Origin of the sequence: Bacteroides parvus (assembly GCF_017309675.2) — a bacterium.
GTDB lineage: Bacteria > Bacteroidota > Bacteroidia > Bacteroidales > Bacteroidaceae > Bacteroides > Bacteroides uniformis.
The window spans coordinates 1,570,871-1,590,743 of the sequence record NZ_CP084680.1 but is presented as its reverse complement, the minus strand read 5'-3'; the positions used below and the strand labels follow the sequence as shown (position 1 = coordinate 1,590,743).

General features: G+C 47.1%; 16 protein-coding genes, 3 tRNA genes and 3 rRNA genes. 1 reads left to right on the top strand and 21 read right to left on the bottom strand.

The annotated features are described in order from the left end of the window. Positions 1 to 41: 41 nt before the first annotated feature. Together fabG and JXR92_RS06355 are read right to left on the bottom strand one after the other, a co-directional pair. Positions 42 to 788 carry a 3-oxoacyl-[acyl-carrier-protein] reductase gene (gene fabG / locus JXR92_RS06360; protein ID WP_117588701.1) on the bottom strand — a complete coding sequence of 249 codons (747 nt, stop codon included), beginning with the start codon at positions 786 to 788 and terminating at the stop codon, positions 42 to 44. 31 nt (positions 789 to 819) lie between these two features. After that, entirely contained in the window at positions 820 to 1,404 is a 585-nt protein-coding gene (locus JXR92_RS06355; protein WP_005828604.1) for a TetR/AcrR family transcriptional regulator, read from the bottom strand. A 238-nt stretch (positions 1,405 to 1,642) separates the two neighbouring features. Between JXR92_RS06355 and JXR92_RS06350 the strand changes: the two genes are divergently transcribed. Next, positions 1,643 to 1,715, top strand: a tRNA-Met gene (locus tag JXR92_RS06350). 642 nt (positions 1,716 to 2,357) lie between these two features. Here JXR92_RS06350 and JXR92_RS06345 read toward each other — a convergent pair. The 19 genes from JXR92_RS06345 to JXR92_RS06255 all read right to left on the bottom strand — a co-directional run bounded on the left by JXR92_RS06345 (position 2,358) and on the right by JXR92_RS06255 (position 19,734). Continuing rightward, positions 2,358 to 3,668: an anaerobic C4-dicarboxylate transporter family protein gene (locus JXR92_RS06345; protein ID WP_206897471.1), complete on the bottom strand. Its 1,311-nt coding sequence runs from the start codon at positions 3,666 to 3,668 to the stop codon at positions 2,358 to 2,360. A gap of 52 nt (positions 3,669 to 3,720) precedes the next feature. Further along, positions 3,721 to 4,554, bottom strand: coding sequence for a hypothetical protein (locus JXR92_RS06340; protein ID WP_138346166.1), 834 nt, complete (start codon positions 4,552 to 4,554; stop codon positions 3,721 to 3,723). A gap of 12 nt (positions 4,555 to 4,566) precedes the next feature. Continuing rightward, the gene (locus JXR92_RS06335; protein ID WP_005828614.1) at positions 4,567 to 4,935 is read right to left on the bottom strand and encodes a GntR family transcriptional regulator; all 369 of its coding nucleotides are present in this window, start codon (positions 4,933 to 4,935) and stop codon (positions 4,567 to 4,569) included. 2 nt (positions 4,936 to 4,937) lie between these two features. Then, positions 4,938 to 5,768: a hypothetical protein gene (locus tag JXR92_RS06330; RefSeq protein WP_138346168.1), complete on the bottom strand. Its 831-nt coding sequence runs from the start codon at positions 5,766 to 5,768 to the stop codon at positions 4,938 to 4,940. Further along, the gene (locus tag JXR92_RS06325; RefSeq protein ID WP_138346170.1) at positions 5,768 to 6,619 is read right to left on the bottom strand and encodes an ABC transporter ATP-binding protein; all 852 of its coding nucleotides are present in this window, start codon (positions 6,617 to 6,619) and stop codon (positions 5,768 to 5,770) included. Before JXR92_RS06325 ends, JXR92_RS06330 begins: the two co-directional genes overlap by 1 nt. A 188-nt stretch (positions 6,620 to 6,807) precedes the next feature. After that, positions 6,808 to 8,256 (bottom strand): tetratricopeptide repeat protein, encoded by a 1,449-nt coding sequence (locus JXR92_RS06320; protein WP_138346171.1) that lies wholly within the window; start codon positions 8,254 to 8,256, stop codon positions 6,808 to 6,810. 5 nt (positions 8,257 to 8,261) lie between these two features. Further along, positions 8,262 to 9,212 (bottom strand): PstS family phosphate ABC transporter substrate-binding protein, encoded by a 951-nt coding sequence (locus JXR92_RS06315; RefSeq protein ID WP_005828635.1) that lies wholly within the window; start codon positions 9,210 to 9,212, stop codon positions 8,262 to 8,264. Between the two features lie 11 nt (positions 9,213 to 9,223). Further along, complete coding sequence (locus JXR92_RS06310) at positions 9,224 to 10,039, bottom strand: energy transducer TonB (protein WP_005828639.1); 816 nt, start codon at positions 10,037 to 10,039, stop codon at positions 9,224 to 9,226. 28 nt (positions 10,040 to 10,067) lie between these two features. After that, entirely contained in the window at positions 10,068 to 10,718 is a 651-nt protein-coding gene (locus tag JXR92_RS06305) for an ExbD/TolR family protein (protein WP_005828642.1), read from the bottom strand. A 39-nt stretch (positions 10,719 to 10,757) separates the two neighbouring features. Further along, positions 10,758 to 11,363, bottom strand: a complete 606-nt coding sequence (locus tag JXR92_RS06300) for an ExbD/TolR family protein (protein ID WP_005828648.1) — start codon at positions 11,361 to 11,363, stop codon at positions 10,758 to 10,760. Between the two features lie 93 nt (positions 11,364 to 11,456). Continuing rightward, on the bottom strand, positions 11,457 to 12,269 hold the full coding sequence (locus JXR92_RS06295) for a MotA/TolQ/ExbB proton channel family protein (protein WP_138346173.1): 813 nt from the start codon (positions 12,267 to 12,269) through the stop codon (positions 11,457 to 11,459). A 199-nt stretch (positions 12,270 to 12,468) separates the two neighbouring features. Continuing rightward, positions 12,469 to 12,915: a hypothetical protein gene (locus JXR92_RS06290; protein ID WP_044468185.1), complete on the bottom strand. Its 447-nt coding sequence runs from the start codon at positions 12,913 to 12,915 to the stop codon at positions 12,469 to 12,471. A gap of 364 nt (positions 12,916 to 13,279) precedes the next feature. Then, positions 13,280 to 13,390, bottom strand: a 5S ribosomal RNA gene (gene rrf / locus JXR92_RS06285). Between the two features lie 73 nt (positions 13,391 to 13,463). Further along, a 23S ribosomal RNA gene (locus JXR92_RS06280) occupies positions 13,464 to 16,341 on the bottom strand. Positions 16,342 to 16,463: 122 nt separating this feature from the next. Further along, a tRNA-Ala gene (locus tag JXR92_RS06275) sits at positions 16,464 to 16,537 on the bottom strand. 56 nt (positions 16,538 to 16,593) lie between these two features. Then, positions 16,594 to 16,667: transfer RNA gene (locus JXR92_RS06270), tRNA-Ile, on the bottom strand. A 135-nt stretch (positions 16,668 to 16,802) separates the two neighbouring features. After that, a 16S ribosomal RNA gene (locus tag JXR92_RS06265) occupies positions 16,803 to 18,329 on the bottom strand. Together the 16S, 23S and 5S rRNA genes with 2 tRNA genes alongside form the textbook arrangement of a ribosomal RNA operon. A 258-nt stretch (positions 18,330 to 18,587) precedes the next feature. After that, positions 18,588 to 18,830, bottom strand: a complete 243-nt coding sequence (locus tag JXR92_RS06260) for a hypothetical protein (RefSeq protein ID WP_226791300.1) — start codon at positions 18,828 to 18,830, stop codon at positions 18,588 to 18,590. 295 nt (positions 18,831 to 19,125) lie between these two features. After that, the gene (locus tag JXR92_RS06255; RefSeq protein WP_117601039.1) at positions 19,126 to 19,734 is read right to left on the bottom strand and encodes an HU family DNA-binding protein; all 609 of its coding nucleotides are present in this window, start codon (positions 19,732 to 19,734) and stop codon (positions 19,126 to 19,128) included. Positions 19,735 to 19,873 lie beyond the last annotated feature (139 nt).

Sequence of the window (19,873 nt, the reverse complement as noted above, 5' to 3'; positions counted from 1 at the left end):
ACTTCTCATTAAACATTAATCACTAATCATTAATCATTAAATTACATATTCATCCCACCATCTACCTGAATAACCTGACCGGATACATAAGAAGACATATCAGAAGCCAGGAAAGTAGCGATATTTGCCACGTCTTCGGGTGTGCCGCCACGGCGCAAAGGAATCTTCTTGCACCATTCAGCCTTCACCTCTTCAGACAAGGCGTCGGTCATGGCTGTCATGATGAACCCCGGAGCAATGGCATTGGCACGGATGCCGCGAGAGCCCAGCTCCTGAGCGATAGACTTGGCCAAAGCAATCATACCGGCTTTGGAAGCAGAATAGTTGGCCTGGCCGGCATTGCCGTGAACACCTACCACAGATGCCATATTGATAATGCTACCCGCCTTCTGGCGCATCATGATGGGTGTGCAGGCATGGATAAAGTTAAATGCCGATTTCAGGTTGACATTGATAACCATATCCCATTGCTGTTCGCTCATACGCATCATCAGACCGTCACGTGTGATACCGGCATTGTTTACCAGAATATCAATACGTCCAAAGTCCTTATGGATTTCTGCCACTACCTTGGCAGTGTCTTCAAAGTTTGCTGCATTGGAGGCATAAGCCTTTGCCTTTACTCCCAAAGCTTCCAATTCTTTTGCTGTAGCCTCGGCATTTTCATCAATCACCAAGTCAGTGAATGCGATGTTTGCTCCTTCTTGAGCGAACTTCAAAGCGATAGCCTTGCCGATGCCTCGTGCAGCACCTGTCACAATGGCTGTTTTTCCATCTAATAATCCCATATTATTTTAAAATTATTTATAAAATGTATTCTTACTTCTTTCCCAATGCACCAAGTACCAGACGGGTCACGTAAGTATCGCGTACCGCATCGTCCAGATTGGCTCCTATATGGCCGCGGATATAAGGTGTTTCAATACCTTTGACACTGTAATGCACAATCTCAGCAGTCATATCCAAGTCATCTATCTGGAAAACACCCTTCTCCATGCCTTCACGCAGAACCTCCTTGAAAAGCTGGGTCTCTGTAGCATCGAAACGTTTGCGCACTTTCTCCACTCTCCAAATATCCCGAAAGAAATTGGCACGAAGAGTACCATTCCGAAAGACAACCTCTTTTACCGCATCCAGATGAGTGTAAATCATTTCCATCAGTTTCTCGTCCGGCTGAATATCTTTCTCTACCACGTGCTTCATCATATCCGAAAGAATATCCAGCTCCGACTCGACAACAGCCAAGTAGATATCTTCCTTGCTCTTAAAATAGGTATAGAGCGTTCTCCTACCTTTCTTCGAAGCGAGGGCAATATCATTCATCGTGGTATTCTCAACGCCCATCTTTGCAAACAGCTGACGGGCAACGTCCACTAATTTAGCTTTTGTCTTCGATACGGTCATAGATTAATTGCACATTGCTTTATTATTTGAGCAAAAGTAAGACATTTCCGCATATCTTACAAGAAAACATTCATTTTATTAATGAACAGCCCTAAAAAGGAAGAAAAAAAGTAGGCTTATTATCGTTCTATTTATCAACATATTACTCATTAAAATCCACTTAACCTCAAAAATATCATGCATTTTATTTGCATATTAAATAAAAAGCCGTACCTTTGCACCCACAAAACAATAACATCGCGGAGTGGAGCAGTTGGTAGCTCGTTGGGCTCATAACCCAAAGGTCATTCGTTCGAGTCGGATCTCCGCAACTACAATGAGGATAAAAGGTTTAAAGGCCGTTTATCCTCATTTTTTTTAATTCCCATCAAGGACAGAAAAAAATGTTTGCGCAAATAATGTTTGTGCAAATTGCTTCCACACTTCCACCTCCTCTCCACATCCCTTTATTCATCGGCATTACAGATGCGGTGGAAGCAACTCAAAAGTGTGGAAGCAAAATTTGCTTCCACACCGTTTCACAAACAGAAATACTGACACCACAAGAAGATAACATGTAGTAACACAAGTTATTAATTTCTTGCATCACATCTTATTTATATCGTACCTGACGAAATCAATATCCTGCAAATACGGTATTAATTCCATCTCCTCTCCCTTCAAATGTAATCAGAACGAATGCGTACAGCCACACAAAGCCAAGACTTCAATGCTGTTTTCCTCTGTGCTTTATTCAGAGAATGAGGGTATTTATTACGCTGAACATAAGGAATCAACAGCATGCAACGGCCATGATGCAATCGCCTAACGGCCATCAACAACTCGCTTAACAGCCGTCAGCAGATCGCCGCACGACCGTTAGACGCTGATAAGGCAATGAGTAAAAGGGAGCACTCCCCTATACACAAGCAAACAAAGCCCTATATACAACGGATTGAAAGTAGCGGTCTTCCTTAGAATATCCTGATGAAAAGCAATCCCAGCCCGATGGCAACGCCAGTCGAAACAAGTCCGGGAAGCATGAACGAGTGGTTCAGCACATACTTGCCGATACGGGTAGTTCCGGTACGGTCGAAATTAATGGCTGCTACTACGGTGGGATAGTTGGGAATAAAGAAGTAACCGTTTACGGCCGGGAACAGAGCAACCAGTATCATAGGCGAAATGCCCAAAGCGATGCCCAAAGGCATCAGTGCGCGCACAGTGGCGGCCTGGCTATAAAGCAGAATCGACATGGCAAACAAGGCTATCCCGAACAGCCACGGCATTTGCCTCACCGCTCCCTCGATGGACTGGGTCAACTGAAGCATGTTTCCCTGAAGAAAAGTATCTCCCATCCAGGCAATGCCGAATATGGCAATCACCGCCTGCATGCCTGCCGGGAAGACGGAGCCTTGCGTTGCCTTCATGCCGTCGGTGCGAGTCAGCAGCAAGATGAGGGCGGCGGCAGAGAGCATCACGATTTCGATAATGGCGGACATGCCGAGTCTCACCGTCTCGCCGTCTATCACGAAGGCAGGACGCAAACTGTCGAACGAACCAAAGAACACAATAAAAGCAGTGGCAAGGATAAAGATAAGCACGGACAAGACGGCATGCCGTTTATTGTGTATATCCTTTATCTCCACCTTCTTGACATCAAGATAGCCTTCGGTCAACCTCTTTCTGTACTCCGGGTCGTCTGCCAGCTCCTTGCCCACCTTCATGGAGAACAAGGCGCCCACAAGTACCCCGATAATGGTAGCAGGAATCGTTATTTTCAGAATATCGAACAAGGTGACATCAAATCCCGCCAGCAACCCAAGCAGTGCGACGGTGGCAGCCGAAATGGGACTTGCCGTAATAGCCTGCTGCGAAGCAATCACCGCAATGCCCAGTGGCCTCTCGGGACGAATCTTGGTCTCCGTGGCAACCTCGGCAATCACGGGAAGCACCGAATATGCCACATGTCCCGTACCGGCAACAAAAGTAAACAAATAGGTCACAATAGGGCTCAAGATGGTGACCTGCGAAGGATTCTTCCGCAACAACCGTTCTGCCAGCTTTACCATATAATCCAGTCCGCCAGCCGCCTGCATGCAGGATGCGGCGGAAATGACGGCGGCTATCATCAACATAACGTCAATGGGAGGTGATGTAGGCTGCAATCCGAAACCAAACGTCAGAATTGCCAGACCTATCCCTCCCATTACACCCAGTCCAATGCCGCCCAAGCGGGCGCCTATAATGATAGCTACCAATACGAATGCCAATTGCAAGACCATATACTCTACACTTTTTGATTCATGTGCAAAGATAAGTCATTTCGTATTATGGCTACTCACCTACTTCTATTTTAACTACTTGTTTTAACTCCACACTCAAAGAGGCATCATCCTTTAACGGTGTCCAGAACACCCGGCGGCATTCATTCTTCTGTAAAAGACAACGATGATAGCGGCTGCCGGACAGATGCTCCGTATCGATATGGAAGGAACCAGTATTGACATCCCAATCGGCTATCTCGTCCAGATTCAAATAAAGGTTGCGCACTGTGCCGCTGTTGAAATGCAAGCTCTGCGCCTGCGCCGCAAGCGCAGTGACATGGCAATCTTCCAGCCGGGCAAGGTCTCGCGTGCGGAAAGAGAGCGTATCGCAACGGAGTCCGTAGAAATTGGTTTCCATATCCTCCACATCTACCACAACCGCTTGTACCTCCGCAGGCAACCGCAATTCCATCCCTTCCGAACGAACCCTTATCCAAATGTCATTCTGAAGATGCTGTACCAGCTTATCCTCCGGAAAGTCAAAGGTGACGAGCAGGGTATCGCCAACGGAAGTCATCGACATAAAAGTCTCCATATCCCCTGCATAGGAGAAACTGCCCTGCTGCAAAGAGTCTCCGGCAGTTACCTCCAACGGCACTTCCCCGAACGAGAATATACGCTCCGCCTCCACAATACCTTCTTTTTTCTGTTTCCACACCACCGGAGGCTGTGTCAGCTTCAACACCCTGCACGAGGGCAGCTGCACCGTTTTCCGTTCTCCGCCGATTTCCATAAAATTATCTTTCTGAGTGACATTGCGGTCCACCACATAGAACATGAGTCCGCATACCATTGCCACACCGGTAACCAGCATTCCTATCATTATATAAGTCGTTCGTTTCATAACTGTCTTCTTTTATTTTTGTTTCTTGATAAACTCCTGATACATCCCGGACAACTCCTCGGCAGAGATGCCCAGCGTGAAAATCTGCTTGAAGAAATAATCCACTTCCTCCTTCAGAAAATACTCTTTCCTCAACGAGAGAATCAGCTTGCGTGCACCTACCGACACAAAATAGCCGATACCCCGCTTGTTATAAATCACTCCTTGCGTCTGCAAGTAGTCGTACGAACGCATCACCGTATTGGCGTTGACCTCTACCACAGCCGCATATTCCCGTACCGAAGGAATACGTTCTTCCTCCTGATATTGCCCGAGAAGTACCTCGTCGCAAATGCGGTCTGCTATTTGCAGGTAGATGGCCTTACTTTCCTTAAAGTTCATAGTTACCAGCGATTAATGATTTCGGACTCCTTGAAACGGAAATAGGCAAGCACCCAGTTGAAAAGGGAGAAAAACAAAGTTATAAAAATCAGCCAGTCACTCGATGCTTCCCTGTTGATATAAGGCTCGGTCATAAAAAAATTATTGGGTAGAATGGTTTCCAGACACAATACAGCTATCAAGATATATGAAACGAAGATGCAGACACCGGCCGCAAAAGTCTTGATAAGTGCATTTTGGGGCCAGATCGTACTGCCCAGCAGGAAGAAAGACTGTAGGAAAAAGTAGCAGCTCAGGAATATCCCCACCACAGCCGGTCCGCTTCCTATCGTCTCATAGAAACGGTTCGTGTTACAGCAGAATTCCCACAACGGAAAGGAGTGAACGACATGCAGCTCCGGGTAGGCCAGAAGATAGAAGATGACTCTTGTCAAGTCCGCCAGCTTGAAAGCTATCAGAAAGACCAAGATAAAGCCGCAGGTAGCCACCAGCCAGCGGGCAAAGAATTTCTCGAACATGGTGGCAGGTGTCATGAGCACAACGGTACGACTCGTCTTGCTTTTCATCCTTTCCATGGCAAACGAGGCGCTAATGCATCCCCAAATGATAAGTCCCCAAAGAAAGAATCTGGACTCAAACTCCCAGATAGGGTCCATGCCCACAGCTCCCGCTTCCAGATTGTGATACTGATAGTATCCATTCCAGACAAAGACTATGGCCAACATTCCGTAGACCATCACCGAGCGGAGTATATAGGTCTTCCAATTCTCCACCATCTCTTTGCGGCATACGTTCACAAAGCGATGCAAACTAAAAAAGGTATCGCGTATCATTATTCATTTGTTTTAGTGTGAAACATTTCCGCTATCTTCCCAGGCTCTGCAAGCACGGCGCCAAACAGCAGTTCAAGATTAATCTCCGATTCCTCACCTTCCGTATTGGGCAGCATCAAGAAATTGCCTTGTACGGAGGGAAGCGTGTACAAGGCAGTCGCAGCCAACTCCCGGTCGTCACTCTCCAAGAAGAACAGTTTACTGCAAACGCTGGCAGTGGATTCGTCCAGCAATACGCGGCTGTTGTCCATAATCAGAACATGGTCCAGCACTTTGTCAATGTCACGCACCTGATGGGTGGAGATGACAATCGTCTTGTCGTCCGACATACCCGAAGCCAGAAATTTGCGGAACTGGCTCTTTCCCGGAATATCCAGTCCATTGGTAGGCTCATCCATCAGCAGCAGGGAAGTATTGGTGGCCAGCGCAAAGCTCATGAAGATTTTCTTTTTCTGCCCCATGGACAAGGCTCCCAAATCAGCATCCATATCCATCTCGAAGAAATGCAGGTACTTCACCATGTCTTCCTTGCTGAAACGGGGATAGAACTTACTGTTCAGTTCAATATAGCTGACCAGGGAAATAGGAGGCAGCTCGAACTCCTCGGGTACCAGAAACATGTCCTGCAACGTGACGGGCAGCCGACGGCGCATGTCGGTATCATGATACATCACTCTCCCACGTTTGGGAGCCAACAAACCGCTCATCAGATAGAGCAGCGTAGACTTGCCGACTCCGTTCTTACCCAACAGACCGTAAACCCGGCCGGATTCCAGCGAAAGTGAAAAATCACTCAGGACTTCTTTCCGCCCCTTGCGATAACTAAATGAAATGTTTTCTACTTGTAACATACGCTTGGATGAATTAAAGATTTCACTATTTACGTGCATTAGTACAATAGTACACTACAAACATAGGCATTTTTTTTAGAATAACAAGAGATTTGAGAAAAAAGAAAATACGTACGAAGGTTCAAAAAAAGGAGGAGCTAAGAATCACTCTCCACTCCTCCCGACACGACAAACAACTAAAATTATTGCTATTTGATGCCGTCCAATGCCTTGTTTGCTGTGGCATTGGTGGGGTCGATAGCCAGAATTTTATTCCAGTACTCTTTCGAAGTAGCATAGTCACTCTTCAACAGATAGTAGTAGCCCAGATAACTGTAACACTCTATCAATGCAGAGTTGTACCTCGGTTCGTTTTTGGCAAGCAGTACCTCCACCACCTTCTCGTAATAAGGTTTCGCCAATCCCTCTGTAGTTTCGGGGTCCATGGCAGAGTGTGTGCGAGCGCGCCACATATCTCCCAAATAACTGTCGGGAGCTTGTTCGGCAACAAGTGCGAACACAGAGTCGGCAGCCTGCAATGCCGCCATGCGGTCGGCAGGCTGAACGGCGAGAGTGTCGTCCGAGGACGTACCCTCTCCGTAGTACAGACGCCCTAACTGGAATAAGTTTTCGGACATCTTTTTATCTTGTGCCAGCGAGTCATAGTACTTTTTATAAGCAGCAATGGCTTGGGTATAGTCGTTTTTCAGTTCATAAGCATCGGCAATCTCACGCCACAAGTCCACCTGGCTCTCATCCTTCTCCAATGCCTTGCCATATTCCTCAATAGCCTGGTCATATTTCTTCAGAGCACTCAACAGAGCACCGTGATAGCGGTAATCCAAGTATGAATAATCGGCATTATCCGAAGCATTGAAGAAAGCATCGGCAGCCTTCTCTGCCTCGTCATAACGCTTGAGGTCGACATTGTTGTACATCACAAGCCGGTTGAATGCGGCATGGCGGGCATTCTTCTGCAAACCTTTCTGCGCCACCGCCAAGGATTTCTCGAAGTCGTGGTTCAGGAATAGTGCAAAAGCATATTTAAGGATGTCATCTTCCGTAGCCACGGGAGTATCGATGAACTTGGCATAGGTGTCGGCAGCCTTGCCAAAACGGTTGGTGGCGTAATACACTTCCGCCAGCTCCTTGTCTGCTTCCAGGCAATCCGGAGCTATGGCCTTCAGCTGGTTCAGCTTCTCTATGGCCTGCGAAGGACTGGCAGACTTGTATGCCTGCGCATATTTCAGATACGCATCCTTATAATTCGAATCAAAATAGATGGCTTGCTCATAAAGCTGGCATGCCTTTCCGATATCTTTCCGGGCAAAAGCGATGTCACCCTCGAGTACAGAAACTGCCGGAGCCTTGTTGTCGGCCTTTCTTGCCATCTCCAGATAGGTTTCCGCCTCTTTCAGCTGTCCTACATCCAGATAGGCACGGGCCACGGAAGTCACAAGCTCCACATTTTTCTTGTTCTTGCCCTTCAGCAGTTCTCCGGCTGCATCGGAAGCCTGCTCCGGATTCGTCTTTATCAGACTTTTTACTTTATCCACCCCCGCCTGCCATTCGGGCACCGGCGTTTGTGCGGCGAGCGTACCTGCAAACAGCATCGCTCCCAAACAAAATACAAATCTACGTTTCATGTTAGCATTCATTTTAGTTATTCATCCTTGACGTTCACCACGCGCACCGGTTGGGTGGCGGGGACCAATCCCGACTTCAATATAATCCGCTGTCCCCGGTCGGAAGCGAGGAAAGAGGCAAATCCCCACGGAAGTGCGCTCCGCGGATCATTCAACAAGGCATAGATGCTGCGTGCCAACGGATAATCACCGTAATACAAATACGCCTGATAGGGTTTGTAACTGTTGTCCGGCATGGCCTTGTCAGCAGCACTGACGGACATCAGCCGCACCTCTTTACTGAAAGAGAGCCCCGTACTGTCATTCCGGTCGCTCAGCCAGTTCACGCCGATAATACCGATGGCATCAGGCGTGCGGGCCACGTAGTCAATCACCTCCCTATTGGTTTTCAACGCTTTCAACTGACTGGAAAGCGGTACACCCTTACAGATGGAATCGACAGCAAAACGTACGGTACTGGAGTTCTTGTTGTCAAACACAAGACTGATATCCCCCAGACGGGAAGCCGGATAGATATCTTTCCACTGCTTCGCATCACCCGTCAGGATGCGGCGGATGTCCTTCACACTAATCAATGAATCCGGATTGCCAAGATGGGTTATCAATGCCAGCCCGTCCGTAGCAATCTTTATCTCCTGCGGAAAAAACTTCCGGCTATTGAAGGAATTCATCTCTTCGGGAGTCAGTCTGCGACTGGTTATTGCCAACCGCAGACTGTCCTTGAGCAAGAGGTTGACGGCATCGACTTCCGTCACATAACGGGGCACAATTCCTGCCAAGGGGAACAGTCCTTCGAACACGTCAATTTCTTCCTGCACAATAGGCTGGAAACTTTCGTCCGCAGCAATTGCAATCACACCGGAGGTATACGTATCCGTTTGTCCGTCCTTGGGCTTGCTTTGGCAGGCAGACAGCAGAGTCAGCAGCACCAGCAAGCCTGAAAGCTGAAGTTGTTTCACCGTTTTCATAACACACACACTTATTGTAATCTAAACATCACCGGTATCGTATATTTCACCGATACGGCCTTACCATTCTGCTTGCCGGGAATCCATTTGGGCATGGACATAATCACACGGACAGCTTCTTTATCCAGATAGGGGTCTACACCTCTCAGCACTTTCACATCACGCACCTTGCCGTCGGCACCTACCACAAACTGGCAGGTTACACGCCCTTGCGTACCGTTTTCCTGGGCAATGGTCGGATACTTCATATTCTTGCTGATGAACTGCATCATCTCGGCCTGACCACCGGGGAACTGGGGCATCTGCTCTACCATATCGAAAACCTTTTCAGGTTCCGGTTCGGCCTGCGTCACCACTTGTTTCAAGTCGGCGATGTCCTTGCCGTGTTCCTCGTCATTACCTTTCACGTCGGCAATGGAGATGGCAACTTTCGTTTCCGTCAGTTCTGTCTGGCTTTTTATTTCATCCTCGTCCCTCACTTCCTCATCCTTTTTGATGACGGGAGCGGTAAACTTAATGGAGCTTTTCAATGCAGGCGGCGGTGGGGCCACGGGCTCTATCCGCTTCATCTCTTCCTGCTTCACTTCCGGTTCTTCCAGCTGCGAAAGGGTAGTCACTTCGGTCATCACCTCTTTCTGTTTGGGGGTAGCCATCTTTATCAGCGTAGGGATACTGAAACCTATCAATGCAATTACAATTACCAGTATCACGGCAATGTTGTGCCGTCTGGGAGAGGTCTCACGCATCTTATAGGCTCCATATGCTTTGTTCTTACCACTGAACACGAGGTCACACCATGCTTGGGAGCTTAAATCTACTTTAGCCATATTCTTTCCTTTCTTTGGGTGTTACACATCATTCAGCAATGTTCTGGGACAATTCGCCCTTGCTTTCGTAGTTCTTCATCAAGAACTCGTCGGCTTCGGCAATATCCGTTATCACATACTTACCTATATTACATATCTGCATTTCATCGAGAGCATCAATCAGATTCTTGTACGAAGACTTATCGGTAGCCTTGATGATGACTGTCGGCGTATCCTTTCCGCTTTTTATCTCGGAAAGCTGTTTCCGGTAGTCATCCTCTGATATCTTAAGATCCAGTTTCTGCTGCTTCAGTCTGTTCACCTCGTTCACAGCAACTCTATTACGTTGCAGAAGCATTGCCCGCAGACCATCCGCCTGATAGGTAGTTTCCTTCAGTGAAGTATAGTCCTTGTAGTTAGGTTCCCCTTCGTAATAATACAACTTGTTGTCATCCCCCAGCAACAGCGTGATGGCTTGGGAAGCCTTGACTTTGGTCTGCTGCTCCTCGGTGATGGTCTTGTCATTGCTCGGCATGCTTATCTCCATGGTCTGAGGTTTGCTCAGTGAGGTACAAAGCATAAAGAAGGTAATCAGCAACATGTTCATGTCCACCATAGGTGTAAAGTCCACCCTGACAGTCATTTTCTTCTGCTTGCTTTTTCCACCTTTCTTGTTGCCGCTTTCTTGTATTTCAGCCATAATGTTTCCTTTCTTGTTCTACTTGTAACTCGTAGCTTGTCACTCCTCACTTGTGGTCTTTAGAGAAGTAATCAGGTTGTATCGGTTCTCTCTGAGGTCCTGAAGTGAGTTCATCACATTTTTTATTACGGAATAAGGAGTATTGGCATCTGCCTTGATGGCAATGCGCAAATCACTGTTCACTGCACGGGCGTTGCGCACCCAGGCCTTGAACTGATTGTCAATACTGTCTGTCGGTATCCCCTCATTCTTCAATACAGCATCTTGCTGGTCTTGCGGCAAGTCGAGGTATTTCTTCATACTCTTCATCGGCACACCAAAGGTAGACGCCAGCATGAATTTTTTAGTTTCCTCCGGAGTGAAAGTCACTCCATACTCCTGCCCCATAGCTTCCAGCACTTCGCGCAAGTCGGACTGCTTGTCCAGACTCATAAATACTTTTCCGCTCGGATCGACCAATATCTGGAGTACATTTGTCTCCGGGATCTTAATCTCGGAGACAGAGGCGGGAGTCGTTACTTGTACCGGTTCTTTCTTCACGAACGTAGAAGTCAGCATGAAGAAGGTCAGCAACAGTACAGTTACGTCACTCATCGCCGTCATATCGATGAACGTACTTTTCTTTTTTATTTTCGCTCTGCCCATAATCGTTTCATTGAAAATTAAAATTGAGAATTCATTCGTTGAATAGATAATAGAAGCCTACGTCACAGCGCAGCTCCAACTATCAGCAGTCAACTATTTATGGGTAGCTGCAAAAGTCTGCACGATGGAGAAACCAATCTCATCGAGGCTGTAAGTCAACTTGTCAATCTTGTTTGTATAATAGTTGTAGGAGATAACGGCCAATGCACCGGTCAAGATACCGAAGGCTGTATTAATCAAAGCCTCGGAAATACCTTGCGACAGAGCCATGGAGTCGGCTGAACCTCCGGCTGCGAGGGCGGCAAATGAACGGATCATACCAATAACCGTACCGAGCAATCCCATCAATGTACCTAAAGTCGTGATGGTACCAATAATAGGAAGATTCTGCTCCATCATCGGCAGTTCCAGCGCAGTGGCTTCTTCCAATTCCTTCTGGATGGCAAGCAGTTTCTGGTCTTTGGACAACTCTGCGTCATTCTCCATCTCGGCATACTTCTTCAAAGTGGCATTTACCACATTGGCTACAGAACCACGTTGTGAATCGCAGATTTGTTGTGCCTTCTTCATATCACCTTCAGCCAAGGCTGCTTTGATGTTAGCTACGAATTTCACCAATGCCCCCTTACCAAAGGCAGCGCCAATGGCAATATAACGTTCAATACTCAGTGCGATGACAGTCAGCAAAAGCGTTTGAATTACAGGAACAATGAATCCACCTTTATAGATGGTACCGAGGAAGTTACCCGGCAACGGATGGTTGTTCGGGTCGTTGTTCATGAAGTTGGAGGGATTTCCCAACACAAAGTGAAAAATAAGCACGGCGATGATAAAACAGATTACGATTACCCAACCGGCGGATCTGATGCCTTTAAAAGAGGCTGCTTTTTTTTGAGTAGTTTCCATGATGAAAAGTTTAATTGTTGGTATTTAAATAGAGTTTTGAAAATAAAGCATAGGGATACGACTTCCCGCTTACGAACCGATAGGGCGTAATCATCCTTGCAACCTTAGCTAGCATATATGTACACTAAAGGTCACCTGCTTTCAGTCTCTTCAAGACAAGAAGGGAAAAAAGGGGGAAATCAATAAGAAGAAAAGTTGGCTAAATCAAAATCCGCCGAAGCGTATAGATATAGTAATCACTGCCCGTCAATGCATAGTACGGGGCTTTATCTGAGTAGTATAATTTAGAACGACCTTGAACGAGTAGATTCTCGTGGTTGGATAATATCAGAAGAATGTTTCTGAGGAAAAGATTGTCTTCAATCACCCTGCGCAAACGCTGTTGATGAGAAGAGTAAGTTTCGGAAACTGGTTTGTTTCCCAGTTCGACATCCGTAGTCCATGCAAACTTGGTATTCGTGAACAATGAATTCTTCTTGTCAATACTATTGTCGGAAGTAGAAGAACATGAAGATAAAGAAGCGGAAACTTCAGCAGTTCCAGCCATTCTGTCATCCATCTGCACCAGGTCAATGGCTTTACCGCTAATGCTGCAAGTCAACATCAGTAGCATGCATATCCAGAATGTCTTTACAGTTGTTTTCATGTCGTCTAATGATTCTACAATAAATAACAGATGTCTCTCTTATTTGTTTTACAACTATATTACTTTCTTTTGTAAAAAGATTAAATTGTTCACTGATTAAAGGATTTACTATACCTTTTAATACACTGTAAAGGTACGAAGAATATATGAAATACGAAAGTGAAAATAGAATATAAAACACTGATTTTAAGCGTTTTTAATCATTATTTAGCACCTTAATTCGGGAATTAATCTGATGAACATGCGATGAATAATTATATATAATAAGGTATAGTGATTAGCGGTAGAAACGGAATGTTAGAGGAGATATATGTAAACGAACGAAGCCTCCGTATCCTTATCAGACACGGAGGCTTCTTCTGAAAAACGGCGACTACCTACTCTCCCACTGTTACGCAGTACCATCGGCGTGACCGGGCTTAACTTCTCTGTTCGGAATGGGAAGAGGTGGAACCCCGGTGCTGTAGTCACCTGAATAAGGTAGACATGATGCGAAAAAAGCAAAGCATTCATTTATGGCTGAACGTATATACCTCCATACAAGGCAAGGCAAAAAGTGAACGGGCAATTAGTAACGCTCGGCTATGACATCGCTGCCTGTACACCTGCGTCCTATCAACGTTGTAGTCTACAACGACCCTGAGAAATCTAATCTTGTGGCTGGCTTCGTACTTAGATGCTTTCAGCACTTATCCAATCCCGACTTAGATACCCGGCAATGCACCTGGCGGCACAACCGGTAAACCAGAGGTCAGTCCAACACGGTCCTCTCGTACTAGTGTCAGAGCCACGCAAATTTCATGCGCCCACGATAGATAGAGACCGAACTGTCTCACGACGTTCTGAACCCAGCTCGCGTGCCACTTTAATGGGCGAACAGCCCAACCCTTGGGACCTTCTCCAGCCCCAGGATGTGACGAGCCGACATCGAGGTGCCAAACCCCTCCGTCGATATGAGCTCTTGGGAGGGATCAGCCTGTTATCCCCGGAGTACCTTTTATCCTTTGAGCGATGTCCTTTCCATACAGAAACACCGGATCACTATGCTCTAGTTTCCTACCTGATCGACTTGTGAGTCTCCCAGTCAAGCGCCCTTATGCCATTACACTCTGCCGACGGTTACCAATCGTCGTGAGGGCACCTTTAGAAGCCTCCGTTACGCTTTTGGAGGCGACCACCCCAGTCAAACTACCCACCAAACAGTGTCCCCGCAACAGCGGGTTAGAACTCAAATAATCAAAGGGCCGTATTTCAACAGCGGCTCCACGAACACTGGCGTGCCCGCTTCAAAGCCTCCGGCCTATCCTACACATCAATTACCCAAATTCAATGTTAAGCTATAGTAAAGGTTCACGGGGTCTTTTCGTCCCATCGCGGGTAATCGGCATCTTCACCGATACTACAATTTCACTGAGCTCACGGTTGAGACAGCGTCCAGATCATTACACCATTCGTGCAGGTCGGAACTTACCCGACAAGGAATTTCGCTACCTTAGGACCGTTATAGTTACGGCCGCCGTTTACTGGGGCTTCAATTCAACGCTTCTCTTGCGATGACGTCTCCTCTTAACCTTCCAGCACCGGGCAGGTGTCAGGCTGTATACTTCATCTTTCAATTTTGCACAGCCCTGTGTTTTTGTTAAACAGTTGCCTGGACCTATTCTCTGCGCCTCAATTGCTTGAGGACCCTTTATCCCGAAGTTACAGGGTCAGTTTGCCTAGTTCCTTAACCGTGAATCACTCAAGCGCCTTAGTATATTCAACCCGACTACGTGTGTCCGTTTGCGGTACGGGTACCGTAAGGATTAAGTTTAGCGGATTTTCTTGGAAGTATGATTACACGCACTATTGGATTGTCCAGAAGGACGCTCCATACTGTCAGGTTCGACTCTCATTCCGGATTTGCCTGGAACAATCAACATCTACACCCTTCAACGGACTATTCCGTCAGTCCGCGGCGCTGTCACGACTCCGTCTCCACGTCACTCCTTAAGGTAGTACCGGAATATTAACCGGTTCTGCCATCGGCCTCGCCGTTCGGCTGAGCCTTAGGACCCGACTTACCCTGATCCGATTAGCGTTGATCAGGAAACCTTAGTCTTTCGGCGAGGGGGTTTCTCACCCCCTTTATCGTTACTTATACCTACATTTGCTTTTCCACACGCTCCAGCAAGGCTCACGCCTTACCTTCGACGCTGAGTGGAATGCTCCCCTACCGATGATTTCTCATCCCAAAGCTTCGGTAGAATACTTATGCCCGATTATTATCCACGCCAAACTCCTCGACTAGTGAGCTGTTACGCACTCTTTAAATGAATGGCTGCTTCCAAGCCAACATCCTAGCTGTCTTAGCAATCTGACTTCGTTAGTTCAACTTAGTATTCATTTCGGGACCTTAGCTGTTGGTCCGGATTGTTCTCCTTTAGGACATGGACCTTAGCACCCATGCCCTCACTCCTGACATAGAACTGACACGCATTCGGAGTTTGTCAAGACTTGATAGGCGGTGAAGCCCTCGCATCTTATCAGTCGCTCTACCTCATGTCAGTATAAGTCAAGGCTGCACCTAAATGCATTTCGGGGAGTACGAGCTATCTCCAAGTTTGATTAGCCTTTCACCCCCACCCTCAGGTCATCCAGAAGCTTTTCAACGCTTATTGGTTCGGTCCTCCAGATGGTGTTACCCATCCTTCAACCTGCCCAAGGGTAGATCACTTGGTTTCGCGTCTACTCCTTCCGACTATACGCCCTGTTCAGACTCGCTTTCGCTTCGGCTGCGGATCTGAGATCCTTAACCTCGCCGGAAAAAGTAACTCGTAGGTTCATTATGCAAAAGGCACGCCGTCACACTAAAAGTGCTCCGACCGCTTGTAGGCACATGGTTTCAGGAACTATTTCACTCTTCTGTTCGAAGTGCTTTTCACCTTTCCTTCACAGTACTGGTTCACTATCGGTCTCTCGGGAGTATTTAGCCTTACCGGATGGTCCCGGCAGATTCACGCAGAATTCCTCGTGCTCCGCGCTACTCAGGATACCACTAGGCTTCGGTTGGCTTCGCATACGCAGCTATCATGCTCTATGGCTGTACTTTCCAGAACATTCTGCTCACCAACTTTCTTGCCACAACGTGGTCCTACAACCCCACACATGCCGTAACATGGATGGTTTGGGCTGTTCCCCGTTCGCTCGCCACTACTGGGGGAATCATTATTTATTTTCTTTTCCTGCAGGTACTAAGATGTTTCAGTTCCCTGCGTTAGCCTCCCGCATTGCGGGATGATATCCCTTCAGGATATCGGGTTGTCCCATTCGGAAATCCGCGGATCAAAGGTCATTTGCACCTACCCGCGGCTTATCGCAGCTTATCACGTCCTTCATCGCCTCCGAGAGCCAAGGCATCCGCCATGTGCCCTTACTTACTTTTTGTCTTACCGATCACGTATGGTCGATATATACTTTCAGCTTTCAACTTTACTTTTTTTGGTCACATCATGTCAAAGATCGTTGTCAAGGATTAAGGATTAAAGATAATTCCTAATCTTGAGAAGTGGAGAATAACGGATTCGAACCGTTGACCCCCTGCGTGCAAAGCAGGTGCTCTAGCCAGCTGAGCTAATCCCCCTTCACCATTGATGAAAGACCCGCTAAATCGTAACCGGTCGGTCACCAACTGAGAAGTAGTCCCAGGCAGAGTTGAACTGCCGACCTCTACATTATCAGTGTAGCGCTCTAACCAACTGAGCTATAGGACTGTCAGTCAAACCCTCGCCTTACGGCTCGGCTTCTACTTTTCTCGTATATTTTAATAAACAAGTACGCGCAGTACAAGAGGTTCTTATGGAAGCATAACTTCAAGAACCAACGATCGAGTCGAGACGTCACTCCAGAAAGGAGGTGTTCCAGCCGCACCTTCCGGTACGGCTACCTTGTTACGACTTAGCCCCAATCACCAGTTTTACCCTAGGGCGCTCCTCGCGGTTACGCACTTCAGGTACCCCCGGCTTTCATGGCTTGACGGGCGGTGTGTACAAGGCCCGGGAACGTATTCACCGCGCCGTGGCTGATGCGCGATTACTAGCGAATCCAGCTTCATGGAGTCGGGTTGCAGACTCCAATCCGAACTGAGAGAGGTTTTAGGGATTAGCATCACGTCGCCGTGTAGCTGCCTTCTGTACCCCCCATTGTAACACGTGTGTAGCCCCGGACGTAAGGGCCGTGCTGATTTGACGTCATCCCCACCTTCCTCACATCTTACGACGGCAGTCTCGACAGAGTCCCCAGCATAACCTGATGGTAACTATCGATAAGGGTTGCGCTCGTTATGGCACTTAAGCCGACACCTCACGGCACGAGCTGACGACAACCATGCAGCACCTTCACAAATGCCTTGCGGCTGATCTGTTTCCAGAACATTCATTTGCAATTTAAGCCCGGGTAAGGTTCCTCGCGTATCATCGAATTAAACCACATGTTCCTCCGCTTGTGCGGGCCCCCGTCAATTCCTTTGAGTTTCACCGTTGCCGGCGTACTCCCCAGGTGGAATACTTAACGCTTTCGCTTGGCCGCTTACTGTATATCGCAAACAGCGAGTATTCATCGTTTACTGTGTGGACTACCAGGGTATCTAATCCTGTTTGATACCCACACTTTCGAGCATCAGCGTCAGTTACAGTCCAGCAAGCTGCCTTCGCAATCGGAGTTCTTCGTGATATCTAAGCATTTCACCGCTACACCACGAATTCCGCCTGCCTCTACTGTACTCAAGACACCCAGTATCAACTGCAATTTTACGGTTGAGCCGCAAACTTTCACAACTGACTTAAGCATCCGCCTACGCTCCCTTTAAACCCAATAAATCCGGATAACGCTCGGATCCTCCGTATTACCGCGGCTGCTGGCACGGAGTTAGCCGATCCTTATTCATACGGTACATACAAAAAGGCACACGTGCCTAACTTTATTCCCGTATAAAAGAAGTTTACAACCCATAGGGCAGTCATCCTTCACGCTACTTGGCTGGTTCAGACTCTCGTCCATTGACCAATATTCCTCACTGCTGCCTCCCGTAGGAGTTTGGACCGTGTCTCAGTTCCAATGTGGGGGACCTTCCTCTCAGAACCCCTATCCATCGATGGCTTGGTGGGCCGTTACCCCGCCAACAACCTAATGGAACGCATCCCCATCAATGACCGAAATTCTTTAATAGCTGAAAGATGCCTTTCAGATATACCATCGGGTATTAATCTTTCTTTCGAAAGGCTATCCCCGAGTCATCGGCAGGTTGGATACGTGTTACTCACCCGTGCGCCGGTCGCCAGCAAAGAAAGCAAGCTTTCTTCCTGATGCCCCTCGACTTGCATGTGTTAAGCCTGTAGCTAGCGTTCATCCTGAGCCAGGATCAAACTCTTCATTGTAAAAGTATCGTGACTGCGCAAATTAAAAAATTAATGTGCGACAGCTTGTTATCTGTTCAGGACGCTCGAATTCAAAAGTTTATCTTTACCTATATAAAATAAGTATTGACGGTTCTCTTGTTTTGCCCAAAGCTTTCCCCATTGATAAGGAAAAACCTTGCTCTTGTACTACTTGTATTGTTTATGTAAATCTGTTCAAAGATCGCTCGTTTCACGATTGCTGTTCTTTTCAGAAAGCGGATGCAAAGGTAAGAACTTTTAAGTATATCCTCCAAATATTTTCGGAAGTTTTTTTTCTTTTTTTCTCTCTTTTCTCTTCCCTCGTCGTCTCTCTTGTCGAAAGGGAGGCAAAAAGAAAAAGAAAGAAGAACCAGGCACCGTTTCTTTTAAAAGAATGTCAACTCGCGCTGCTTTCATTTTCAAAAGCGGGTGCAAAGGTAAGAACTTTAAAGCATAACTTCCAAATATTTTCAGAAGTTTTTTTTCATTTTTCTTTTCCAAGGCCGAAGTTCCGGAAGAAACCGATGGCAAAGAAGAGAAAAATGGAAGCTTACCGCTCCGTTTTACTGTCAGAATGTCAAAACATCGCCGCCTTCGTTCCCGAAAGCGGATGCAAAAGTAGGCCTTTTATGGACATCTGCAAAATTTATACACGGTTTTTTTGAGAGATTCCATGAACTTTTTCATAACTCACTGATTGATAGATATGTTTTAAAGCATGTTTTTTAAAGGAAACTGGGATAAGGAAAGGAAGGGACACATTATATATATACGCGCGCGCAATACAAGCTCCAATTCATACCTTGACATAGACCACTGAACGACAGGCACCGCGCTTGCGAATCACGCCGGAATCGATAAATGTCTGCAAATCCCTCGAAGCCCGGCGGGCGGTGACGTGGACAAGGCGGGAATATTCTGCACGAGTGATACAGATATTAGCCTCCAGAAAGTCCATCATGCTTTTTTCACGGGCAGCCATGTCGCCCATTGCTTTCGGTTTATCCGGAAAGAAGCGTTTATCCGCACGTTCCAACTCCATCTTACCTGCCACATAACGTTTGAATTCGATGCTGGGACGGAATTTCACCGTGGACATCTTGACCGACTCCGCACGTACTTCTTTCTTATTCATCACCGGATGGGTACACTTCAGCGTGGTGCTGAAGAAGCCAAGTCCCTCTATCTCCACCGTATAGCCCTTTGCCAGCCAGTCTCCAAGCGTAGTGGTGATAGCTTGCACAATACCCACAACCATGGCGTGGGGCATATGTTCTTCACGAAAAACCCGTTCCATGAACTCTTTACCGGAAATGGTTCCCTTGGAACAGACACGGGCATGTAGCGACTTCGGTTCCTCGCCTTCGGGGACGGGCGTTTCATAAAGGTCATAATAAGCACTCATAAAATAATTTAAATTAATGGTTTATAGAGAATTGAGGGAAACTTGCAGCAAACTTGGGGAAGAAATGTTCTCGAAATCGGCAGAAGCTGGCAGTAAAGGTACTAATTATTTTTCTTGCCACAAGGATTTTACTTTCTTT